The organism is Roseomonas genomospecies 6 (assembly GCF_008365375.1).
GTDB lineage: Bacteria > Pseudomonadota > Alphaproteobacteria > Azospirillales > Azospirillaceae > Azospirillum.
In genome coordinates this window covers 131,101-147,901 of record NZ_QOKW01000004.1, presented here as the reverse complement: position 1 = coordinate 147,901, position 16,801 = coordinate 131,101, and the positions used below count along the sequence as shown (strand labels likewise).

Annotated in this window: 14 protein-coding genes; 8 read left to right on the top strand and 6 right to left on the bottom strand. The window is 67.5% G+C overall.

Annotated elements, in window-relative coordinates; genetic code table 11:
• Positions 1-109: 109 nt before the first annotated feature.
• The gene (locus tag DS843_RS07285; RefSeq protein WP_149468226.1) at positions 110-775 is read left to right on the top strand and encodes a DUF3426 domain-containing protein; all 666 of its coding nucleotides are present in this window, start codon (positions 110-112) and stop codon (positions 773-775) included.
• 11 nt (positions 776-786) lie between these two features.
• On the opposite strand, the gene DS843_RS07280 is transcribed toward DS843_RS07285, so the two are convergent.
• Positions 787-1,407 carry a TetR/AcrR family transcriptional regulator gene (locus DS843_RS07280; RefSeq protein WP_149468225.1) on the bottom strand — a complete coding sequence of 207 codons (621 nt, stop codon included), beginning with the start codon at positions 1,405-1,407 and terminating at the stop codon, positions 787-789.
• A 311-nt stretch (positions 1,408-1,718) separates the two neighbouring features.
• Between DS843_RS07280 and DS843_RS07275 the strand changes: the two genes are divergently transcribed.
• From DS843_RS07275 to DS843_RS07260, 4 genes are all read left to right on the top strand, one after another.
• Positions 1,719-2,813 carry an HlyD family secretion protein gene (locus DS843_RS07275; RefSeq protein WP_475849056.1) on the top strand — a complete coding sequence of 365 codons (1,095 nt, stop codon included), beginning with the start codon at positions 1,719-1,721 and terminating at the stop codon, positions 2,811-2,813.
• 50 nt (positions 2,814-2,863) lie between these two features.
• Positions 2,864-4,489 (top strand): DHA2 family efflux MFS transporter permease subunit, encoded by a 1,626-nt coding sequence (locus tag DS843_RS07270; protein ID WP_149468224.1) that lies wholly within the window; start codon positions 2,864-2,866, stop codon positions 4,487-4,489.
• An 87-nt stretch (positions 4,490-4,576) separates the two neighbouring features.
• Positions 4,577-5,089 carry a hypothetical protein gene (locus tag DS843_RS07265; protein ID WP_149468223.1) on the top strand — a complete coding sequence of 171 codons (513 nt, stop codon included), beginning with the start codon at positions 4,577-4,579 and terminating at the stop codon, positions 5,087-5,089.
• 90 nt (positions 5,090-5,179) lie between these two features.
• Positions 5,180-5,842 (top strand): class I SAM-dependent methyltransferase, encoded by a 663-nt coding sequence (locus DS843_RS07260; RefSeq protein WP_149468222.1) that lies wholly within the window; start codon positions 5,180-5,182, stop codon positions 5,840-5,842.
• 25 nt (positions 5,843-5,867) lie between these two features.
• On the opposite strand, the gene DS843_RS07255 is transcribed toward DS843_RS07260, so the two are convergent.
• Positions 5,868-6,251: a hypothetical protein gene (locus tag DS843_RS07255; RefSeq protein WP_094303475.1), complete on the bottom strand. Its 384-nt coding sequence runs from the start codon at positions 6,249-6,251 to the stop codon at positions 5,868-5,870.
• A 97-nt stretch (positions 6,252-6,348) separates the two neighbouring features.
• Positions 6,349-8,865, bottom strand: coding sequence for a sensor domain-containing protein (locus tag DS843_RS07250; protein WP_149468221.1), 2,517 nt, complete (start codon positions 8,863-8,865; stop codon positions 6,349-6,351).
• 205 nt (positions 8,866-9,070) lie between these two features.
• On the opposite strand from DS843_RS07250, the gene recO reads away from it, so the two are divergent.
• The 3 genes from recO to DS843_RS07235 all read left to right on the top strand — a co-directional run bounded on the left by recO (position 9,071) and on the right by DS843_RS07235 (position 13,615).
• Entirely contained in the window at positions 9,071-9,793 is a 723-nt protein-coding gene (gene recO, locus DS843_RS07245) for a DNA repair protein RecO (protein ID WP_149468220.1), read from the top strand.
• Between the two features lie 18 nt (positions 9,794-9,811).
• On the top strand, positions 9,812-12,082 hold the full coding sequence (gene parC / locus DS843_RS07240; protein ID WP_149468219.1) for a DNA topoisomerase IV subunit A: 2,271 nt from the start codon (positions 9,812-9,814) through the stop codon (positions 12,080-12,082).
• A gap of 438 nt (positions 12,083-12,520) precedes the next feature.
• Positions 12,521-13,615, top strand: a complete 1,095-nt coding sequence (locus DS843_RS07235) for a TRAP transporter substrate-binding protein (protein WP_149468218.1) — start codon at positions 12,521-12,523, stop codon at positions 13,613-13,615.
• A gap of 134 nt (positions 13,616-13,749) precedes the next feature.
• Here DS843_RS07235 and DS843_RS07230 read toward each other — a convergent pair whose 3' ends face one another.
• From DS843_RS07230 to DS843_RS07220, 3 genes are all read right to left on the bottom strand, one after another.
• The gene (locus tag DS843_RS07230) at positions 13,750-15,261 is read right to left on the bottom strand and encodes a TRAP transporter large permease (protein ID WP_149468217.1); all 1,512 of its coding nucleotides are present in this window, start codon (positions 15,259-15,261) and stop codon (positions 13,750-13,752) included.
• 18 nt (positions 15,262-15,279) lie between these two features.
• On the bottom strand, positions 15,280-15,819 hold the full coding sequence (locus DS843_RS07225; protein WP_149468216.1) for a TRAP transporter small permease subunit: 540 nt from the start codon (positions 15,817-15,819) through the stop codon (positions 15,280-15,282).
• A 226-nt stretch (positions 15,820-16,045) separates the two neighbouring features.
• A complete protein-coding gene (locus DS843_RS07220; RefSeq protein ID WP_149468215.1) occupies positions 16,046-16,786 on the bottom strand; it encodes an arginyltransferase in 741 nt (246 codons plus the stop codon).
• Between the last annotated feature and the right edge of the window lie 15 nt (positions 16,787-16,801).

The window sequence follows — 16,801 nt, the reverse complement described above, 5'->3', positions numbered from 1 at the left end:
CGCCCGGCCCGGCGGCACCCCCGCGGGCGTCGCCAGAGCGTTCCTTGCTTCATACCTCATGACTACCTATAACGACATTCTGCAATTTCGGTGACCACGATCGGCATCTATGATCATCACCTGCCCGGCCTGCGCCACACGGTACACTCTTGCCGATTCGGCGGTCGGTCCGCAGGGCCGGAAGGTGCGTTGCGCCCAATGCGGCCACATGTGGTGGCAATCGCCGGAAGAGGAAGAGCCGGTCTTCCATTCCGACGAGGTGACCGAGTTCCATCCGCCTCCGCCCCCGCCGCCCCAAAGGAAGCAGGCCCCGGCGAAGCCCGCGGCCGAACCGGACGCGCGGCGCCGGGCGACGATCGGCTGGGGGGCCTTCCTGGCGGTTCTGGTGGCCCTCGGCGCCGCCGGCTATTTCGGGCGCGGGACCATCGTGCGGCTGTGGCCCCCGGCGGCCCTGCTCTACGAGACGGTCGGCCTGCCGGTGGAGCCGCCGGGGACCGGCCTTTCGATCCAGAACTTGCGGTCCGAGCAGAGGGTGGAGGACGGGAAGCCGGTCCTGGTGGTGGACGGGCAGATCGTCAACGTCTCCGAGACCGCGCGGACGGTCCCGGCCATCCGGGTCACCGCGCTGGGGGCGGACCGCCAGCCGTTGAAGAGCTGGTCCGTCGAACCGGTGCCGTCCCAGATCCTTCCCGGCGAGATCGCCACCTTCCGCGACGCCCGGCAGGACGCCGACGGGGTGCTGGAAATCATGATCACCTTCGACGGCGGCCGCTGAGCGCCGGCCCGTTACGGGGCGTAGCCCCGGATGATGAGGGTGACCGCGCCGTCCACGATCCGAGTCAACTGCTCCTCCGTCGGGCGTTCGGTCAGGCACAGCAGGAAGCGCAGGTGCGTGTGCGACTTGATGAGGCCGACGAACTGCTCCGCCGCCAGTTGCGGATCGGGGATGGAGAGCAGGCCGCGCCGGTCGAGGTCGGCCATGAAGGCGGTGATCTGCTCCATGGTGCGGGCCGGGCCGGCCTCGTAGAAGGCGCTGGCCAGTTCGGGGAAGCGGTGCGCCTCGCCGACCACCACGCGGTATCCGGCCAGCGCCTTCGGCGACAGGACCAGAGTGACGAAATGGCGGGCGATCAGGCGCAGCCCCTCGGCCATGTCGAGCCGCCGCGCCTCCTCGCAGACGGCGGCCATCGTCTGCCCCTTGCATTCGAGGGCGACCATGGCGCGGAACAGCTCGTCCTTGCTGCCGAAATGGGCGTAGAGCGTCGCCTTGGACACGTTGGCGGTCTTGGCGATGGCGTCCATGCTGACGGCGCCGTAGCCGTGGTCCAGGAACAGCTTTCCGGCGGCCTCCAGGATCTGCGCGGGCTTCGATCCTGCCTCCGGGGTGGGGGCGACCAGCGTGCTCATGCGTTCCTCGTGTCCTGCAGCCTGTCCTGCGCCATGCTCTTCAACAGTGCCGGCGGTGCTTGCGGGGCCCCTTGCGCCGATACCTGCGCCGATACCCCGCTGCCGTAGCGCGTTCCGCATTCAACCACAATCCCAAACGTTAAAACTAGACCGTTCAGTTCACTCTTGACAGCAGGTGGGCCCGCGATCATCTTTTCGCAAGACTAAACTGAACGGTTCAGTTTCGGCGGAGCGGCGGAAAGCCGGCCCGCGGCAGGACGGAACCGAAACGGGTGGCCAAAGAAGGCGGGCAGGATACGATGGTCAAGGCCGTGCGGAAGATCGTTCTGTCGGGTGTGGCGGTGGCGGCTCTGGCCGGAGGCGGCTACGCCGGCTGGGGCTGGTGGACCGAGGGGCGCTTCTTCGAGTCGACCGACAACGCCTACGTCCACAGCGACATCACGGTGGTGAGCCCCAAGGTCTCCGCCTATGTCCGGGATGTCCGGGTGGCGGAGAACCAGCAGGTGGCCGCGGGCGAGGTTCTGGCGGTTCTGGACGACCAGGATTTCCGCGCCAAGCTCGCCGAGGCGGAGGCCAACGTCGCCGCGCAGAGGGCGGCGCTCGGCACCATCGACAGCAAGCTGCGGCTTCAGAAGGCGATCATCGACCAGGCCGCGGCGTCCGTCGCCAGCGCCGAGGCCGAACAGCGCCGCGCCCAGCAGGATTTCGACCGCACCCGCGCGCTGGCCAGCGAAAGCTGGGCGAGCCGCCAGAAGTTCGAGACGGCGGACGCCGACCTGCGCAAGGCCGTGGCCGAGACCGCCCGCACCGGCGCGGCGCTGGCCGCGGAAAAGGATCAGGTCGGCGTTTTGAACGCCGGCCGCAGCGAGACCGAGGCCCGCCTGCGTCAGGCGGAGGCGGCCCTGGAAACCGCGCGCAACGATCTGAACAACACGGTCATCCGCGCCCCGGTGGACGGGGTGGTGGGCAACCGCGGCGTCCAGGTCGGCCAGTACGCGCGTCCGGGCGTCCAGCTTCTCTCGCTGGTGCCGCTGCCCGACGTCTATGTGGTCGCCAATTTCAAGGAGACCCAGCTCGCCCGCATGCGCCCCGGCCAGCCGGTGACGGTGGAGGTGGACGCCTACCCCGGCAAGCCGTTGCTGGGCCGGGTGGAAAGCTTCGCCCCGGCCTCCGGCTCGCAGTTCAGCCTGCTGCCGCCGGAGAACGCGACCGGCAACTTCACCAAGATCGTCCAGCGCGTGCCCGTCCGCATCGCCCTGCCGCGCGACAGCGCCCTGTCCGGTCTGCTGCGCCCCGGCCTGTCCGTGGTCGCGGAGGTGGACACCCGCGGCGCCGAGGAGCAGCCCCACATCGCCGGCACCGTCCTGGGCGCGCTGGTCCCCGGCCGGACGGTCGCGTCCAAGTAACCGCGCCCTGGCGTGAGCCGACAACTCCTTTCGTCCTGGAGAGGGCGACCATGACCGCCATCACCAACGACGACACGCCCTCCGCCCGCAACGCCACTCCCCCGGCTGACGCGGCGGCTCCTTCCTCGCCTGCGGCGGGGCCGCGCCCGGTGACCACGCGCGACTGGCTGGGATTCCTGGCCATGGTCGTCGGCATGTTCATGGCGATCCTGGACATCCAGATCGTCTCCAGCTCCCTGTCGGAAATCCAGGCGGGCCTCGCGGCCAGCGCCGACGAGATCGCGTGGGTGCAGACCTCCTACCTCATCGCCGAGGTGGTGATGATCCCGCTGTCCGGCATGCTGGCGCGGATTCTCTCCACCCGCGTGCTGTTCACCATCGCCGCCGCCGGCTTCACCCTGACCAGCGTGGCCTGCGCCTTCACCTCCGGCATCGAATCGATGATCGTGTGGCGGGCGCTTCAGGGCTTCATCGGCGGCGCGATGATCCCGACCGTCTTCGCCACCAGCTTCTCCCTGTTCCCTCCGGAAAAGCGGGCGGGCGTGTCGGTGATGATCGGTCTGGTCGCCACCATGGCGCCGACGCTCGGCCCGACGCTGGGCGGCTGGCTGACGCAGAGCTTCTCCTGGCACTGGTTGTTCCTGGCCAACGTGCTGCCGGGCATCGCGGTGACGGCGCTGGTCTGGACGCTGGTCGACGTGGACAAGCCCAACCCGGCGCTGCGCAAGGGCTTCGACTTCGTCGGGCTGGGGCTGATGGCCGCCTTCCTCGGCAGCCTGGAGTTCGTGGTCGAGGAGGGCCCGCGCCAGGACTGGTTCGAGGACGAGTATGTGGCGGTCTTCGCCGTGGTCGCCGCGGTGTCCGCCGTGGGCTTCTTCTGGCGGGTGCTGACCTACCGCAACCCGATCGTGGAACTGCGCGCCTTCCTGGACCGCAACTTCGCCATCGGGTCGCTCTACAGCTTCATCATCGGCATCGGGCTTTACGGGGCGGTCTATCTGCAACCGCTGTTCCTGGCGCGGGTGCGCGGGCTGAACAGTCTGCAGATCGGCACGATCATGTTCGTGACCGGCGCCTTCCAGTTCCTGTCCGCCCCCATCGCCGGCGCCTTGTCGAAGAAGATGGACCTGCGGGCGATGCTGGCGCTGGGGCTGTGCCTGTTCGGGACGGGCGTCTGGCTGAACGCCCACCTGACCAACCAGTCCGGCTTCTGGGAGCTGTTCCTGCCGCAGGCGGTGCGCGGCCTGTCGCTGATGCTGTGCTTCATCCCCGTGAACAGCATCGCGCTCGGCACCCTGCCGCCGGAGCAGCTCAAGAACGCGTCGGGCCTCTACAACCTGATGCGCAATTTGGGCGGTGCCATCGGTCTGGCGGCGATCAACACGGTGATCCTGGAGCGGGCGGCCCTGCACATGAACCGGCTGGGCGACAACCTGAACCTCGCCCGCCCGCTGGTGCAGGAGACGCTGGACGGGCTGACCGCCACGTTCGACGGGATGGTCGCCGACCCGCAGGCCGCGGCCATGAAGACGCTGGCCCGCATGGTGGAGCGGGAGGCGATGGTGTTGACCTTCAACGACTGCCTTCTGCTGATGGCCGGGGTGTTCTTCGCTGGGCTTCTGCTGATGCCGCTGGTGCGGCGTCCCGGCGGCAAGCCGGCGGCGGCGGACCACTGAGGGGCGCACGGGTGAAGCACCACCGTGACCGGCGCCGGACTTCGTGCTATAGGGCAGGCCGTCGCGTCGAAGGGGCTTTCCGCCGTCATGAGCAAGCGCCAATACACCCGCGCCGAGGTCAAGGAACTGCTGTCCGCGCTGGAGCGCCAGTGCCGGGAGGCATCGAAGCTCGCCCAGTTGGCCGAGCATGAGGCGAGCAAGCACAGCTTCGGCGCCTACCGCGAATTCCGCGACAAGGTGGGGGAGTTCCAGGCGCTCGTCATCCTGATCGAGCAACGGCTGCGCAACCTCGTGGACACCCGCTCCGACGACCTGCGGGACCAGTTCGAGCGGCTGGACACGGTCATGCTGGCGCTGCTGGTGCGCGCCAGCATGCGCTTCTTCTTCGTGCTGTCGGCCAACCCGATCCTGCCCATGGGCGCCCGCGAGATCTTCGTGGCGGAACTGCGCAGCCTGCACGACGCCCACGAGAAGCTGCAGCGCCCCAACTACGCCGGCAAGCTGGGCGCGGATCTGGAGCGCGATCTGGAAACCGCCTCCCTGATCCTGGAGGAGATCATCGACAAGGCGCCGAGCCTCCTGAATTTCCGCGGGGGGTGATGCCGTCCGCCGGAACAGCGCGATCCCCTGCGGCATTACCTGTGCTCGGGAGTCCGCGAGACGCGGGCGGCCAGCAAGGGGGACGATGCCGTGACCGTGCAGTCGATGTTCATGCCCGAGGCGATCTACCGGTACATGCTCGACACCTCGCTGCGCGAAACGCCGGTCCAGGCGAGGCTGCGCGCGGAGACGGCCCAACTGACCGAGGCCCACTACCAGATCGCGCCGGAGGAAGGCCAACTGCTGGCCTTTCTGGTCGAGACCATCGGCGCCCGCCGCACCCTGGACATCGGGACCTTCACCGGCTACAGCGCCCTGACGGTGGCGCTGAGCCTGCCGGGTGGCGGCAAAGTCGTCAGTTTCGACATCAGCGAAGGCTGGACGGCGCTGGCCCGCGCGGCCTGGGCCGAGGCCGGGGTCACCGACCGGATCGACCTGCGCATCGGGCCGGCGCTCGACGGGTTGGATGACCTGATCGCCGACGGCGGAAGCGACTCCTTCGACTTCGCCTTCATCGACGCCGACAAGGAGAACTACGCGGCCTATTACGAGCGGTGCCTGCGGCTCGTGCGGCGCGGCGGGCTGATCGTTGCCGACAACACCTTCTGGCGGGGACGCGTCGCCGACCCCAGCGACCGCAAGGAGAAGACCGAAGCCTTCCGCGCCTTCAACGCCGCCCGGCTGGAGGATGAGCGGGTGGCCCTGTGCATGCTGCCCGTCGGCGACGGCGTGACCCTCCTGCGCCGCCGCTGACGAGCGAGGTTCGCGCGGGGCCGGTTCAGCGCTGGATCAGCGCGCTTTCCTTGCCGGACAGAACGAACACCTTGGCATAGGACTTCAGCAGGGCGTCGATCAGGGCGTTGACCTCCGGGCTGGACATCGCGCGGGGCTTGGCCGGATCGACGTGGAGGACGCAACTGTCCTTCACATCGTTGAAGGCGGCCAGCGCGTGGATGCGGTCGGGCCGGAATTCGTCGGGGAAGTTCTCGTCCATCAGCCAGAAGCATTGGAAGTTCCGGCAGGATTGCGGGCGCTCCTCATAGACCGTGCAGCCCTTGCCCTGGTCGCAGGACACGCACCACTTGGCCGAGGGCTTCTTCAGTTCGGGCACGCCCATCAGCTTGCAGCACAGCGTGCATTCTCCGCAATTGCGGTCGGCCATAACGCGAGTTCCTGGTCTGTCCTGGTGAAAGAGCGCGGACAGTCGCACAAAGGGCGGGGCCGGGGGAAGTGTCCGTTGGATGGGGGCGGGAAACGCCCTACACCAGGCTGGGGACGGCCAGCGGCTCCTCCGCCTCCCGGACGAGCAGCGCCTCGATGGCGTCGGCGGGGGCGGGGCGGGCGTAGAGGTAGCCCTGCGCGTACTTGCACATGATGTCGCGCAGGAACTCCGACTCCATCTCCGTCTCCACGCCTTCGGCGACCGCGTCCATGCCCAGGATCGCGGCCAGCGTGGCGATCACCTGAACGATGGCGGCGTTGCCTTCGCCCGACGAGATGGCCTGGACGAAGCTGCGGTCGATCTTCAGCGTGTCCGCCGGGAACTTGTGCAGGTAGGACAGCGACGAATAGCCGGTGCCGAAATCGTCGATGGACAGGCGCACGTCCATGTCGCGGATGCGCTGCATCAGCACCCGGCATTTCGCCGGGTCCTTCATCAGCAGGCTTTCCGTGATCTCCAGCTTCAGGCTGGAGGGCGGGACCCGGCTTTCCTCCAGCACCTCGCTCACCAGCCCGATCAGGTCGTCGTCGCTGAACTGGCGGGAGGAGACGTTCACGCTCATGAACAGCGGGGTGGGGCGGGGGAAACGGGCCTGCCATTGGGCGAGCTGCCGCGCCGCCTCGCGCAGCGCCCAGCGGCCCATGGGAACGATGAGGCCCGATTCCTCGGCCAGCGGAATGAACTCGCCCGGCGGGACGAGCCCGCGCTCCGGGTGTTTCCAGCGCATCAGCGCCTCGAACCCGGCGATTCGGCCGGAGGACAGCCCGACGATCGGCTGGTAGAAGAGGCAGAGCTGGTCCTGCTCCAGCGCCATGCGCAGGTCGGTTTCCGTGCGCATCTGGGCCATCGCCTGACGGCGCAGGTTGCTGTCGAACACGTCGATTCGCGCCCGCCCGCCGGATTTGGCCCGGTACATGGCGAGGCTGGCGTCGCGCAGCATCTCCTCCGCCCGGTCGTAGCCGGAGACGCTGAGCGCGATGCCGATGGACGCGGACAGGACGAATTCGTGCCCGTCCAGCGCCAGCGGCATGGCGATGGCCTCGCCCATGCGCTCCGCCGCGGACAGGGCGTCGCCCACGTCGTCGATGCCGTCCAGAAGCATGGCGAACTCGTCCGCCGACAGGCGGGCCAGGGTGTCGCCCATGCGGCGGGTTCCGTCCAGCCGCTCCGCGATGGTCTTCAGCAGCCGGTCGCCCACGCTGGAGCCCAGCGCGTCGTTGATCGACTTGAAGCGGTCCAGGTCGATGAAGATGACGGCGAAGGCCTTCCCGCCGGCCCGCCGGTTGCGGTCCAGAGCCTGCCCGATTCGGTCGAGCAGAAGGGTGCGGTTGGGCAGCCCGGTCATGCCGTCGTGGAAGGCGTCGAACAGAAGCTGCTGCTCCGCCCGCTTCTGGGCGGTGATGTCGGTCATCGACCCGGCGATTCGCACCGACCGTCCCGTCCCGTCCCGCACGGCGAGGCCGCGGACCAGCATCCACAGCTCGTCCCCGTCGGCGGCGCTGATGCGGAAGACGTGCTGGAGATGCTCCCGCTCGCCGGTCAGATGCAGGTCGATGGCGGTGCGCAGCCCGGCCAGATCGTCGGGGTGCACGCGGTCGAACCATTCGGCGATGCGGTTGGACAGGCTGTCCCCGGCGAAGCCCAGCATGGCCACCCAGCGCGGGGAGTAATAGACCTCGTCCGTGTCCAGCCGCCAGTCCCACAGCCCGTCGTTGGCGCCCGCGGCGGCCAGCGCGTAGCGCTCCTCGCTCTGCAGCAGGCGCTGTTCGGCGGATTTGCGGTCCGTCACGTCGGCCTGGCTGCCGACCAGCCGCACCGGGCGGCCCTGCCCGTCCAGAACGGCGATGCCGCGGCAGGCCATCCAGCGGGTGCCGCCATCGGCGTGGCGCATGCGGTATTCGATCTGGAAGACGGTGTTGTCGCCGCCGAGCGCGTCCAGCGCCGCGCGCAGCGGGTGGCGGTCGTCGGGGTGGACGCGCTCCAGCCATTCGTCCGGGCTGTTGCCGACTCCGCCTTCCTCAAGTCCGAGGAGCGACAGCCAGCGGGGCGAGTAATAGACGGTCCCGGCGTCCAGGTCCCAGTCCCACAACCCATCGTTGCTGGCCGCTGCGGCGAGCGCGTAGCGCTCCTCGCTCCGGCGCAGTTGGCGTTCGGCGTGCTTGCGGTCGGTGATGTCGGCGACCGAACCGACCAGCCGGACCGGATCGCCCGACTCGTCCATCACCGCCATGCCGCGGCAGACCAGCCAGCGCCAGTTGGACTCGCCGTCGCCCGCGGAAAAACCGGTTTCGGTCCGGCGGACGCGGTGTTCGATCTGGAAAGGCAGCGAGACGCCGACCATCTGGCCTTCGAAGGAGGCGTAGAGCCAGTCGATGTCGTCCGGGTGCACGCGGTCGAGCCAATCTTCCGGGCGATTGACCTCGCCCGGCGGCAGGCCGAGAAACTCCTTGAAGCGGGGGGACAGGAACATCGTATCGTTGCGGAGGTCCCAGTCCCAGACGCCCTCGGAGCCGGCTTTCTCGGCCAGCAGATATCGCTCGATCGTGCTGTTCAAAGCCCCCTCACCGCCGCGGCGCGCCCGCAATCCTTGGAACCGCACCATAGTGCCCGAATGGTGAACGAGAAATGAAGCCCCCTTGCAATGGATTTGCGTCATGCTGGTGGAAAAGATGACCGGACCCGCCTTGCGGGCGGTTCCAGGCGCCACCGGGCGCACTGCGGGAATCGGGAACGTCCCGTCAACGTGAGGAGGCGGAAGCATGGAATGGTCCGATCAGGGCATCGTGCTGTCGGCCCGCCCGCATGGCGAGACCTCGGCGGTTGCCACTCTGCTGACCAGGGACCACGGGCGGCACGCCGGAATGGTCATGGGCGGGCGGTCCAGCCGGACGCGGGCGGCGCTGGAGCCCGGAACGCTGGTGTCGGCGCGCTGGCGCGGGCGCCTTCCGGAGCATCTGGGAAACCTGACGCTGGAGGTGGTGCAGGGCTATTCCGCCGCCTTTCTGGACGACGCGCCGCGACTCGCCGCCCTGACAGCCGCCTGCGCGCTGGCCGAGGCCGCCCTGCCGGAGCATGAGCCGCACCCCGCGCTGTTCGACGGCCTGCTGGCCCTGTTCGGCCTGCTGGGCGGCGACGCCTGGGCCGAGTCCTACGTGCGGTGGGAGGTCGGGTTGCTCGCCGAACTCGGATTCGGGCTGGATCTCGACCGCTGCGCGGTCACCGGAGCCAACGATTACCTCGCCTATGTCAGCCCGCGCACCGGGCGCGCGGTGTCGGCCTCCGCCGGGGAGCCCTACCGCGACCGGCTGCTGCCGCTGCCCGGATTCCTGATCGGGCTGGGCGGCGGCGGGCCGCAGGCGGTCGGGGAGGGGCTGCGCCTGACCGGCCATTTCCTGGAGCGTCACCTGCTGAACGGACCCCTGCCGCCGGCGCGGCTGCGATTAAGAGAACGTTACGAGAACACGGTGGCGCGTGGCCGCTAGATTTGGTATCCACACGCCATGACGTCCCGAGACCCTGCCCAAGACCCCGTCCTCGACATCCAGGAGAAGCCGCTCCGCGACGCGCTGAGCGAGCGGTATCTGAGCTACGCGCTGTCCACCATCATGGCGCGCTCGCTGCCCGACGTGCGCGACGGGCTGAAGCCGGTGCACCGGCGGCTGCTCTACGCCATGAGCCAGTTGCGCCTGGACCCCTCGACGCCACCCAAGAAGTCGGCCCGCGTGGTCGGCGACGTGATCGGCAAGTTCCATCCGCACGGCGACACCTCCGTCTACGACGCGCTGGTCCGTCTGGCGCAGGATTTCGCGGTGCGCTACCCGCTGGTCGATGGGCAGGGGAACTTCGGCAACATCGACGGCGATAATGCCGCGGCCATGCGTTACACCGAGGCGCGCCTGACCGACGTCGCCAAGGCCCTGCTGGAAGGCATCGACGAGGACGCGGTCGATTTCCGCCCGACCTACGACGGCGACGGGGACGAGCCGGCGGTCCTGCCCGCCAACTTCCCCAACCTGCTGGCCAACGGCTCCAGCGGCATCGCGGTCGGCATGGCGACCAACATCCCGCCGCACAACGCCGCCCAGCTCTGCTCCGCCCTTCGGCTGGTGCTGAAGCACAAGCAGGACTGCGTGAAGGCCGTGCTGGCCGGCAAGGAGAAGCCGGCCCCGACGAGGATCGAGGATCTGGTCACCCTGATCTCCGGCCCCGACTTCCCGACCGGCGGCGTGCTGGTGGAGCCGCGCGCCAACGTGGTGGAGGCCTACCGGACCGGCCGCGGCTCCTTCCGCCTGCGCGCCAAGTGGGAGGTGGAGAAGCTGGGGCAGGGCACCTGGCAGGTCGTCGTCACCGAGATTCCCTATCAGGTGCAGAAGGCCCGTCTGGTCGAGAAGATCGCGGAGCTTCTGACCAACCGCAAGCTGCTGCTGCTGGAGGACGTGAGGGACGAGTCGGCGGAGGACGTGCGCCTCGTGCTGGTGCCGAAGAGCCGCAACGTCGACCCCGAGGTTCTGATGGCCTCGCTGTTCCAGACGACCGATCTGGAAATCCGCTTCGCCATGAACATGAACGTGCTGGACAAGGACAACGTCCCGCGCGTCATGAACCTGTTCGAGGTGCTGGACGCCTTCCTCGACCACCGGATGGAGGTTCTGGAGCGCCGGTCCCGCCACCGGCTGGCCAAGATCGACCACCGGCTGGAGGTGCTGGGCGGCTATCTCATCGCCTATCTGAACCTGGACGAGGTGATCCGCATCATCCGCGAGGAGGACGAGCCGAAGCAGGAGCTGATGCGCGCCTTCTCCCTGACGGAGGTGCAGGCCGAGGCCATCCTCAACATGCGGCTGCGCAACCTGCGCAAGCTGGAGGAGATGGAGATCCAGCGGGAGAACGACGCGCTGACCGCCGAGAAGGCCGGGCTGGTCACGTTGCTGTCCGACGAATCCCTGCGCTGGAAGACCATCGGCAAGGAGACGGAGGACACGCGCAAGCGCTTCGGCGAGGACCGCCGGACGCAAGTGGCGGAGGCCGCCGCGGTCATCGACATCCCCGTGGACGCCATGGTGGAGCGCGAGCCGCTGACCGTGCTGTGCTCCCAGAAGGGCTGGATTCGCGCGGTGCGCGGCCATCTGACCGACGCCGAGCGGGACGAGGTGAAGTACAAGGAAGGCGACCGGGAAGGCTTCTGGGTCCATTGCGAGACCACCGACAAACTCCTCGTCTTCGGCACCAACGGCAAGTTCTACACGCTGTCCGCCGACAAGCTGCCGCGCGGACGCGGCTTCGGCGAGCCGGTGCGGCTGATGATCGACCTCGGCAACGAGGCGGACATCATCACCCTGTTCAGGCACCAGCCCGACCGCCGCCTGCTGGTCGCGTCGGAGGACGGGCGCGGCTTCCAGGTGGAGGAGAACGAGGTTCTCGCCCAGACCCGCGCCGGCAAGCAGATCCTGAACCCGGACGACAACAAGGACGCCCGGATCTGCATCCCGGCGGAGGGCGACCATGTGGCCGTCATCGGGAACAACCGCCTGCTGCTGGTCTTCCCGCTGGAGCAGGTGCCGGTGATGGCCCGCGGCAAGGGCGTGCAGCTTCAGAAATACAAGGACGGCAGCCTGTCCGACCTGAAGGTCTTCGCCATCGCCGACGGCTTGAGCTGGAAGCACGGCGAGCGGCAGTTCAACGTCACCAACCTAACGGGCTGGCTGGGCAACCGCGCGGGTGTCGGGAAAATGCCGCCCAACGGCTTCCCGAAGGTCAATCGTTTCACCTAAAGTTGCGCGCAATCGGGGGGCTCTTGGCCCCCCGCTTCACTTATGGCGGAATTTCGGACGGAAAATTCCCGAATTGGTAGGGCCGAGCCATGCTCGGACTTGAACACTGCCCCGCGATTCCGGCATAGTTACCCTATCAAAACGGACTCGGTACCATCGGCGAAAGCGGTGCCCCGAACGGGGTGCCAGGGCCGGCGGAACACCGGGCCTCAGGGAGGCACGCGCATGGTCACCACAGATCCGTGTGAAGGCACAGAGTTGGCACGGCGACCGGTCGGTCCCGGCAGTCCCATCCCGTGACCCGCACGGTGACGTCGATCCGGCGTTGCCGACAACTTCCACCCAATTGCCTTTCGGCTTGCACGCCGCGCTCCCTTCCCGGGGGCCGGAACGGCGGCGTGCACCCGCGCCGGGACGAGAGGACCCAAGGAGACATCCATGAAACGCCGTGTTTTCCTCACCAGCGCCGGTGTCGGCGTCGCCGCCAGCACGCTGGCCGCTCCCGCCATTGCCCAAAGCAATCCGGAGATCAAGTGGCGCTGCGCCTCCAGCTTCCCCAAGAGCCTGGACACCATCTACGGCGGTGCCGAGCGGGTGGCCAAGCGCGTCGCGGAGATGACCGAAGGCAAGTTCCAGATCCGCACCTTCGCCAGCGGTGAGATCGTCCCCGGCCTTCAGGTGCTGGACGCCGTGAAGGACGGCACCGTCGAGTGCGGCCACACCGTCTCCTACTATTACGTCGGCAAGGACCCGACCTTCGCCTTCGACGCGGCGATGCCCTTCGGCCTGAACGCGCGCCAGCAGAACGCCTGGATGACGCACGGCGGCGGTATGGAACTGATGCGCGAGTTCTTCAAGGGCTACAACATCATCCAGTTCGCGGCGGGCAACACCGGCACCCAGATGGGCGGCTGGTTCCGCAACGAGCTGAAGACGGTGGAGGACCTGAAGGGCCTGAAGTTCCGCATCGGCGGCTATGCCGGCACCATCCTGCAGCGCCTGGGCGTCGTTCCGCAGCAGATCGCCGGCGGCGACATCTATCCGGCGCTGGAGAAGGGCACCATCGACGCGGCGGAGTGGGTCGGCCCCTACGACGACGAGAAGCTCGGCTTCAACAAGGTCGCCAAGTACTACTACTACCCCGGCTGGTGGGAAGGCGGCCCGCAGGTGTCCTTCCTCGTCAGCCTGCCGCAGTGGGAGCAGCTTCCGAAGCATTATCAGGCGGTTCTGGAAGCCGCCTGCGCCGACGCGACCGCGGACATGGTCGGCAAGTACGACGTGGTGAACATGCACGCGCTGAAGCGTCTGGTCGGCGCCGGCACCATCCTGAAGCCCTATCCGCGCGACATCCTTCAGGCCTGCTATCAGGCGACCTTCGACGTCTACGAGGAAGAGGCCGCGAAGAACGAGAAGTTCCGCAAGATCTACGAGCAGTGGCGGAAGTTCCGCGACGAGGAATATCTGTGGTTCCGCGTCGCCGAGAACACCTTCGACAACTTCGTCTACTCGGCCCCCACGCCGAAGAAGAAGTAAGGCTCCCTACAGCCGGACACGAAAAAGCCCCGCGGATGCGGGGCTTTTTTGTTGCCGGTGTTCCCGTCCTTTGCGGCCCCCGGGTCCTCCCCCGCCGCTGGGCGGAGGAGGAGGGGAAGGAAGGGAGGAACCGGTTACTTGCCCTGCAACTGCCGCATGAGATCGGCGTTCGGGTCCTGGGCGGGCTCTTCCGGCGCGCCGAAGGGCGGCGGAGGCTCTCCCGAGTCGAACTGCGGGATCTCGATCTGGATGCTGTCGAGGTCAATCGGCTCGCCGCGGTCCAAACCGGAGAAGACCATTTCCGGAAATATGATGACCAGCGCCACCATGATGAGCTGGATGCAGACGAACGGCACCGCGCCCCAGTAGATCTGCCCGGTGGTGATCTTCTTGATGATCTTCCCGGTGATCTTGTCCTTGTAGTCCTCCCGTGGAGCCACGCTTCTCAGGAAGAACAGGGCGAAACCGAAGGGTGGATGCATGAAGGAGGTCTGCATGTTGACGCCCAGCAGGACGCCGAACCAGATCAGGTCGATGCCCAACTTCTCCGCGACCGGGGCGAGCAGCGGCACGATGATGAAGGCCAGCTCGAAGAAGTCGAGGAAGAAGGCGAGCAGGAAGACCATGATGTTGACGACGATCAGGAAGCCCAGCTCGCCGCCCGGCAGGCTGGTCAGCAGGTGCTCCACCCACAGGTCGCCGTTCACGGCGCGGAACACCAGGCCGAAGACCGTCGAGCCGATCAGGATGAAGATGACGAAGGAGGACAGCTTCGCCGTCGTGTCCATCGCCTGACGCATCAGCGACCAGCTCAACTGCCGCTTCAGGAGCGCCAGGATCATGGCGCCGGTCGCGCCCATGGCGCCGCCTTCCGTCGGCGTCGCGATGCCAAGGAAGATGGTGCCCAGCACCAGGAAGATCAGGACCAGCGGCGGAACCAGCGAGGTCAACACCCGGAACAGGAGCTGGAAGCCGCGCAGCGAGCGCGCCTCCGGCGGCAGGGCCGGGGCGAATTCAGGGCGGACGATGGTGGTGATCAGGATGTAGCTGGCGTAGAGGCCGGTCAGCACCAGGCCGGGGACCAGGGCGCCGGCGTACATGTCGCCGACCGAACGGCCGAGCTGGTCGGCCAGGATGATCAGCACCAGCGACGGCGGGATGATCTGGGCCAGCGTGCCGGACGCGGCGATCACACCGGTGGCGACCCGCCGGTCATAGCCGTAGCGCAGCATGATCGGCAGCGAGATCAGGCCCATCGAGATGACCGACGCGGCCACGACGCCCGTCGTGGCGGCCAGAAGCGCGCCGACGAAGATCACCGCATAGGCCAGACCGCCGCGCAGCGGGCCGAACAACTGCCCGACCGTGTCGAGCAGGTCCTCGGCCATGCCGGATCGTTCGAGGATCAGGCCCATGAAGGTGAAGAAGGGAATGGCCAGCAGCGTGTCGTTGCGCATGATGCCGAAGACGCGTTCCGGCAGCGCCTGGAACAGCGCCGGGGTCAGCAGACCCAGCTCGATGCCGATCAGACCGAAGACGAGGCCGTTCGCGGCGAGCGCGAAGGCGACCGGGAAACCCATCAGAAGGAAGAGGACAAGCGCCGCGAACATCAGCGGCGCCATATTCTCGACGAGGAAGGCAGCCATCGTTTGGTCCCCGGTGTCTTAGGAGTGGCTGTGCATCTTCTCGCCGGGCTCGTCGATGAGACCGGCCAGAAAGGCGATGCGCTTGATCAGCTCGGACACCGCCTGCATGGTCAGCAGGAAGAAGCCGACGGGAACCAGGATCTTGGCCGGCCAGCGGATCAGGCCGCCGGCGTCGCTCGACATCTCCTTGGTGATGAAGCTGTCCCAGAACATCGGCCAGGAGAGCCACATGATCAGGATGGCCATCGGGAACAGGAAGACGATGATCCCGAAGATGTCCACCATGGCCTGGGTGCGCCTGGAGAAGCGGCCCAGGACGATGTCGATCCGGATGTGTTCGTTGCGCAGGAACGTATAACCCGAGCACAACAGGAAAATGGCGGAGAACAGATACCATTGCAGCTCAAGCCAGGCGTTGGAGCTGTAATGGAGGCTGTAGCGGATAGTGGCGTTGCCGGCACTGACGATCACGGCGACCAGCACCAGCCAATAAGCAAGCTTGCCGATACCGTTGTTGACAGCATCGATCAGCCCGCTGATTCGGAGCAGGAACCTCAACGGAGAGCCTCCCTGTTGGTTTGGACCGGTTCCATGTCCGATCCGTTCCTTTTGTTGCCCTGCGAACGGCGGCGCACGGCGCCGGTTCAATCTTTTATGGTAACACCAACGGTGTGTTTTCTGCGGCAATATTCCGCAGGAGGCCCCGGTTGCGCAAGAGCTTGAAGGCCCTTATACGGGATTGCCCCAATATACCCGATCCCTGGCCAATCCGAAGGTCCGGCCGTCAGTCGACCGGATCGTTCGGAAGGCGGTACCATCCGTCCCGCCCCAGCGCTTCCAGCGGACGGAATTTCGCCTTGTAGGCCATCTTGCGGCTCTGTTCGATCCAATAGCCGAGATAGACGTAGGGAAAGCCCTCCGCCCGCGCGCGCTCCAGCAGGCTGAGGATCATGAAGGTGCCCAGGCTGCGGCGGTCCTGGCGCGGGTCGTAAAAGCTGTAGACGGCGGAAAAGCCGTCGGTCAGACGGTCGGTCAGCATGCAGCCGACCAGCCGCCCCTGGGCGTCGCGGGCCTCGAACAGGCTGGTGTCGGCCCGCCCCTCGTCGATCATGGCGGCGAAATCGGCCATCGCCATGCGCGCCATATCGGATTCGCCGTGGCGGGAATTCTGGTAGGCGGCGAACAGCCGGTACTGCTCCGTCGTGGCGGCGGCGGGCGCCTCCGCCAGGATCAGGTCGCCGTTGAGCCGGCTGACCCGCTTCTGCGACCGGGTGGGGGCGAAGGACGCCACCGGGATGCGGACCGGGACGCAGGCCTGGCAGTTCGGGCAGACGGGCCGGTAGACGATGTCGTGGCTGCGCCGGAAACCGGCCCGCGAGAGGGTCGAGTTGACCTCCGCCGAATAGGGTCCCAGCAGCCGGGTGAACAGCTTGCGTTCCACCCGCCCCGGCAGGTAGGGGCAGGGCATCGGCCCTGACCGGAAGAACTGCTGGAGCGGGCGGAGTTGCGGCTGGATGACCGACATCTGGTGGGCTGTTGG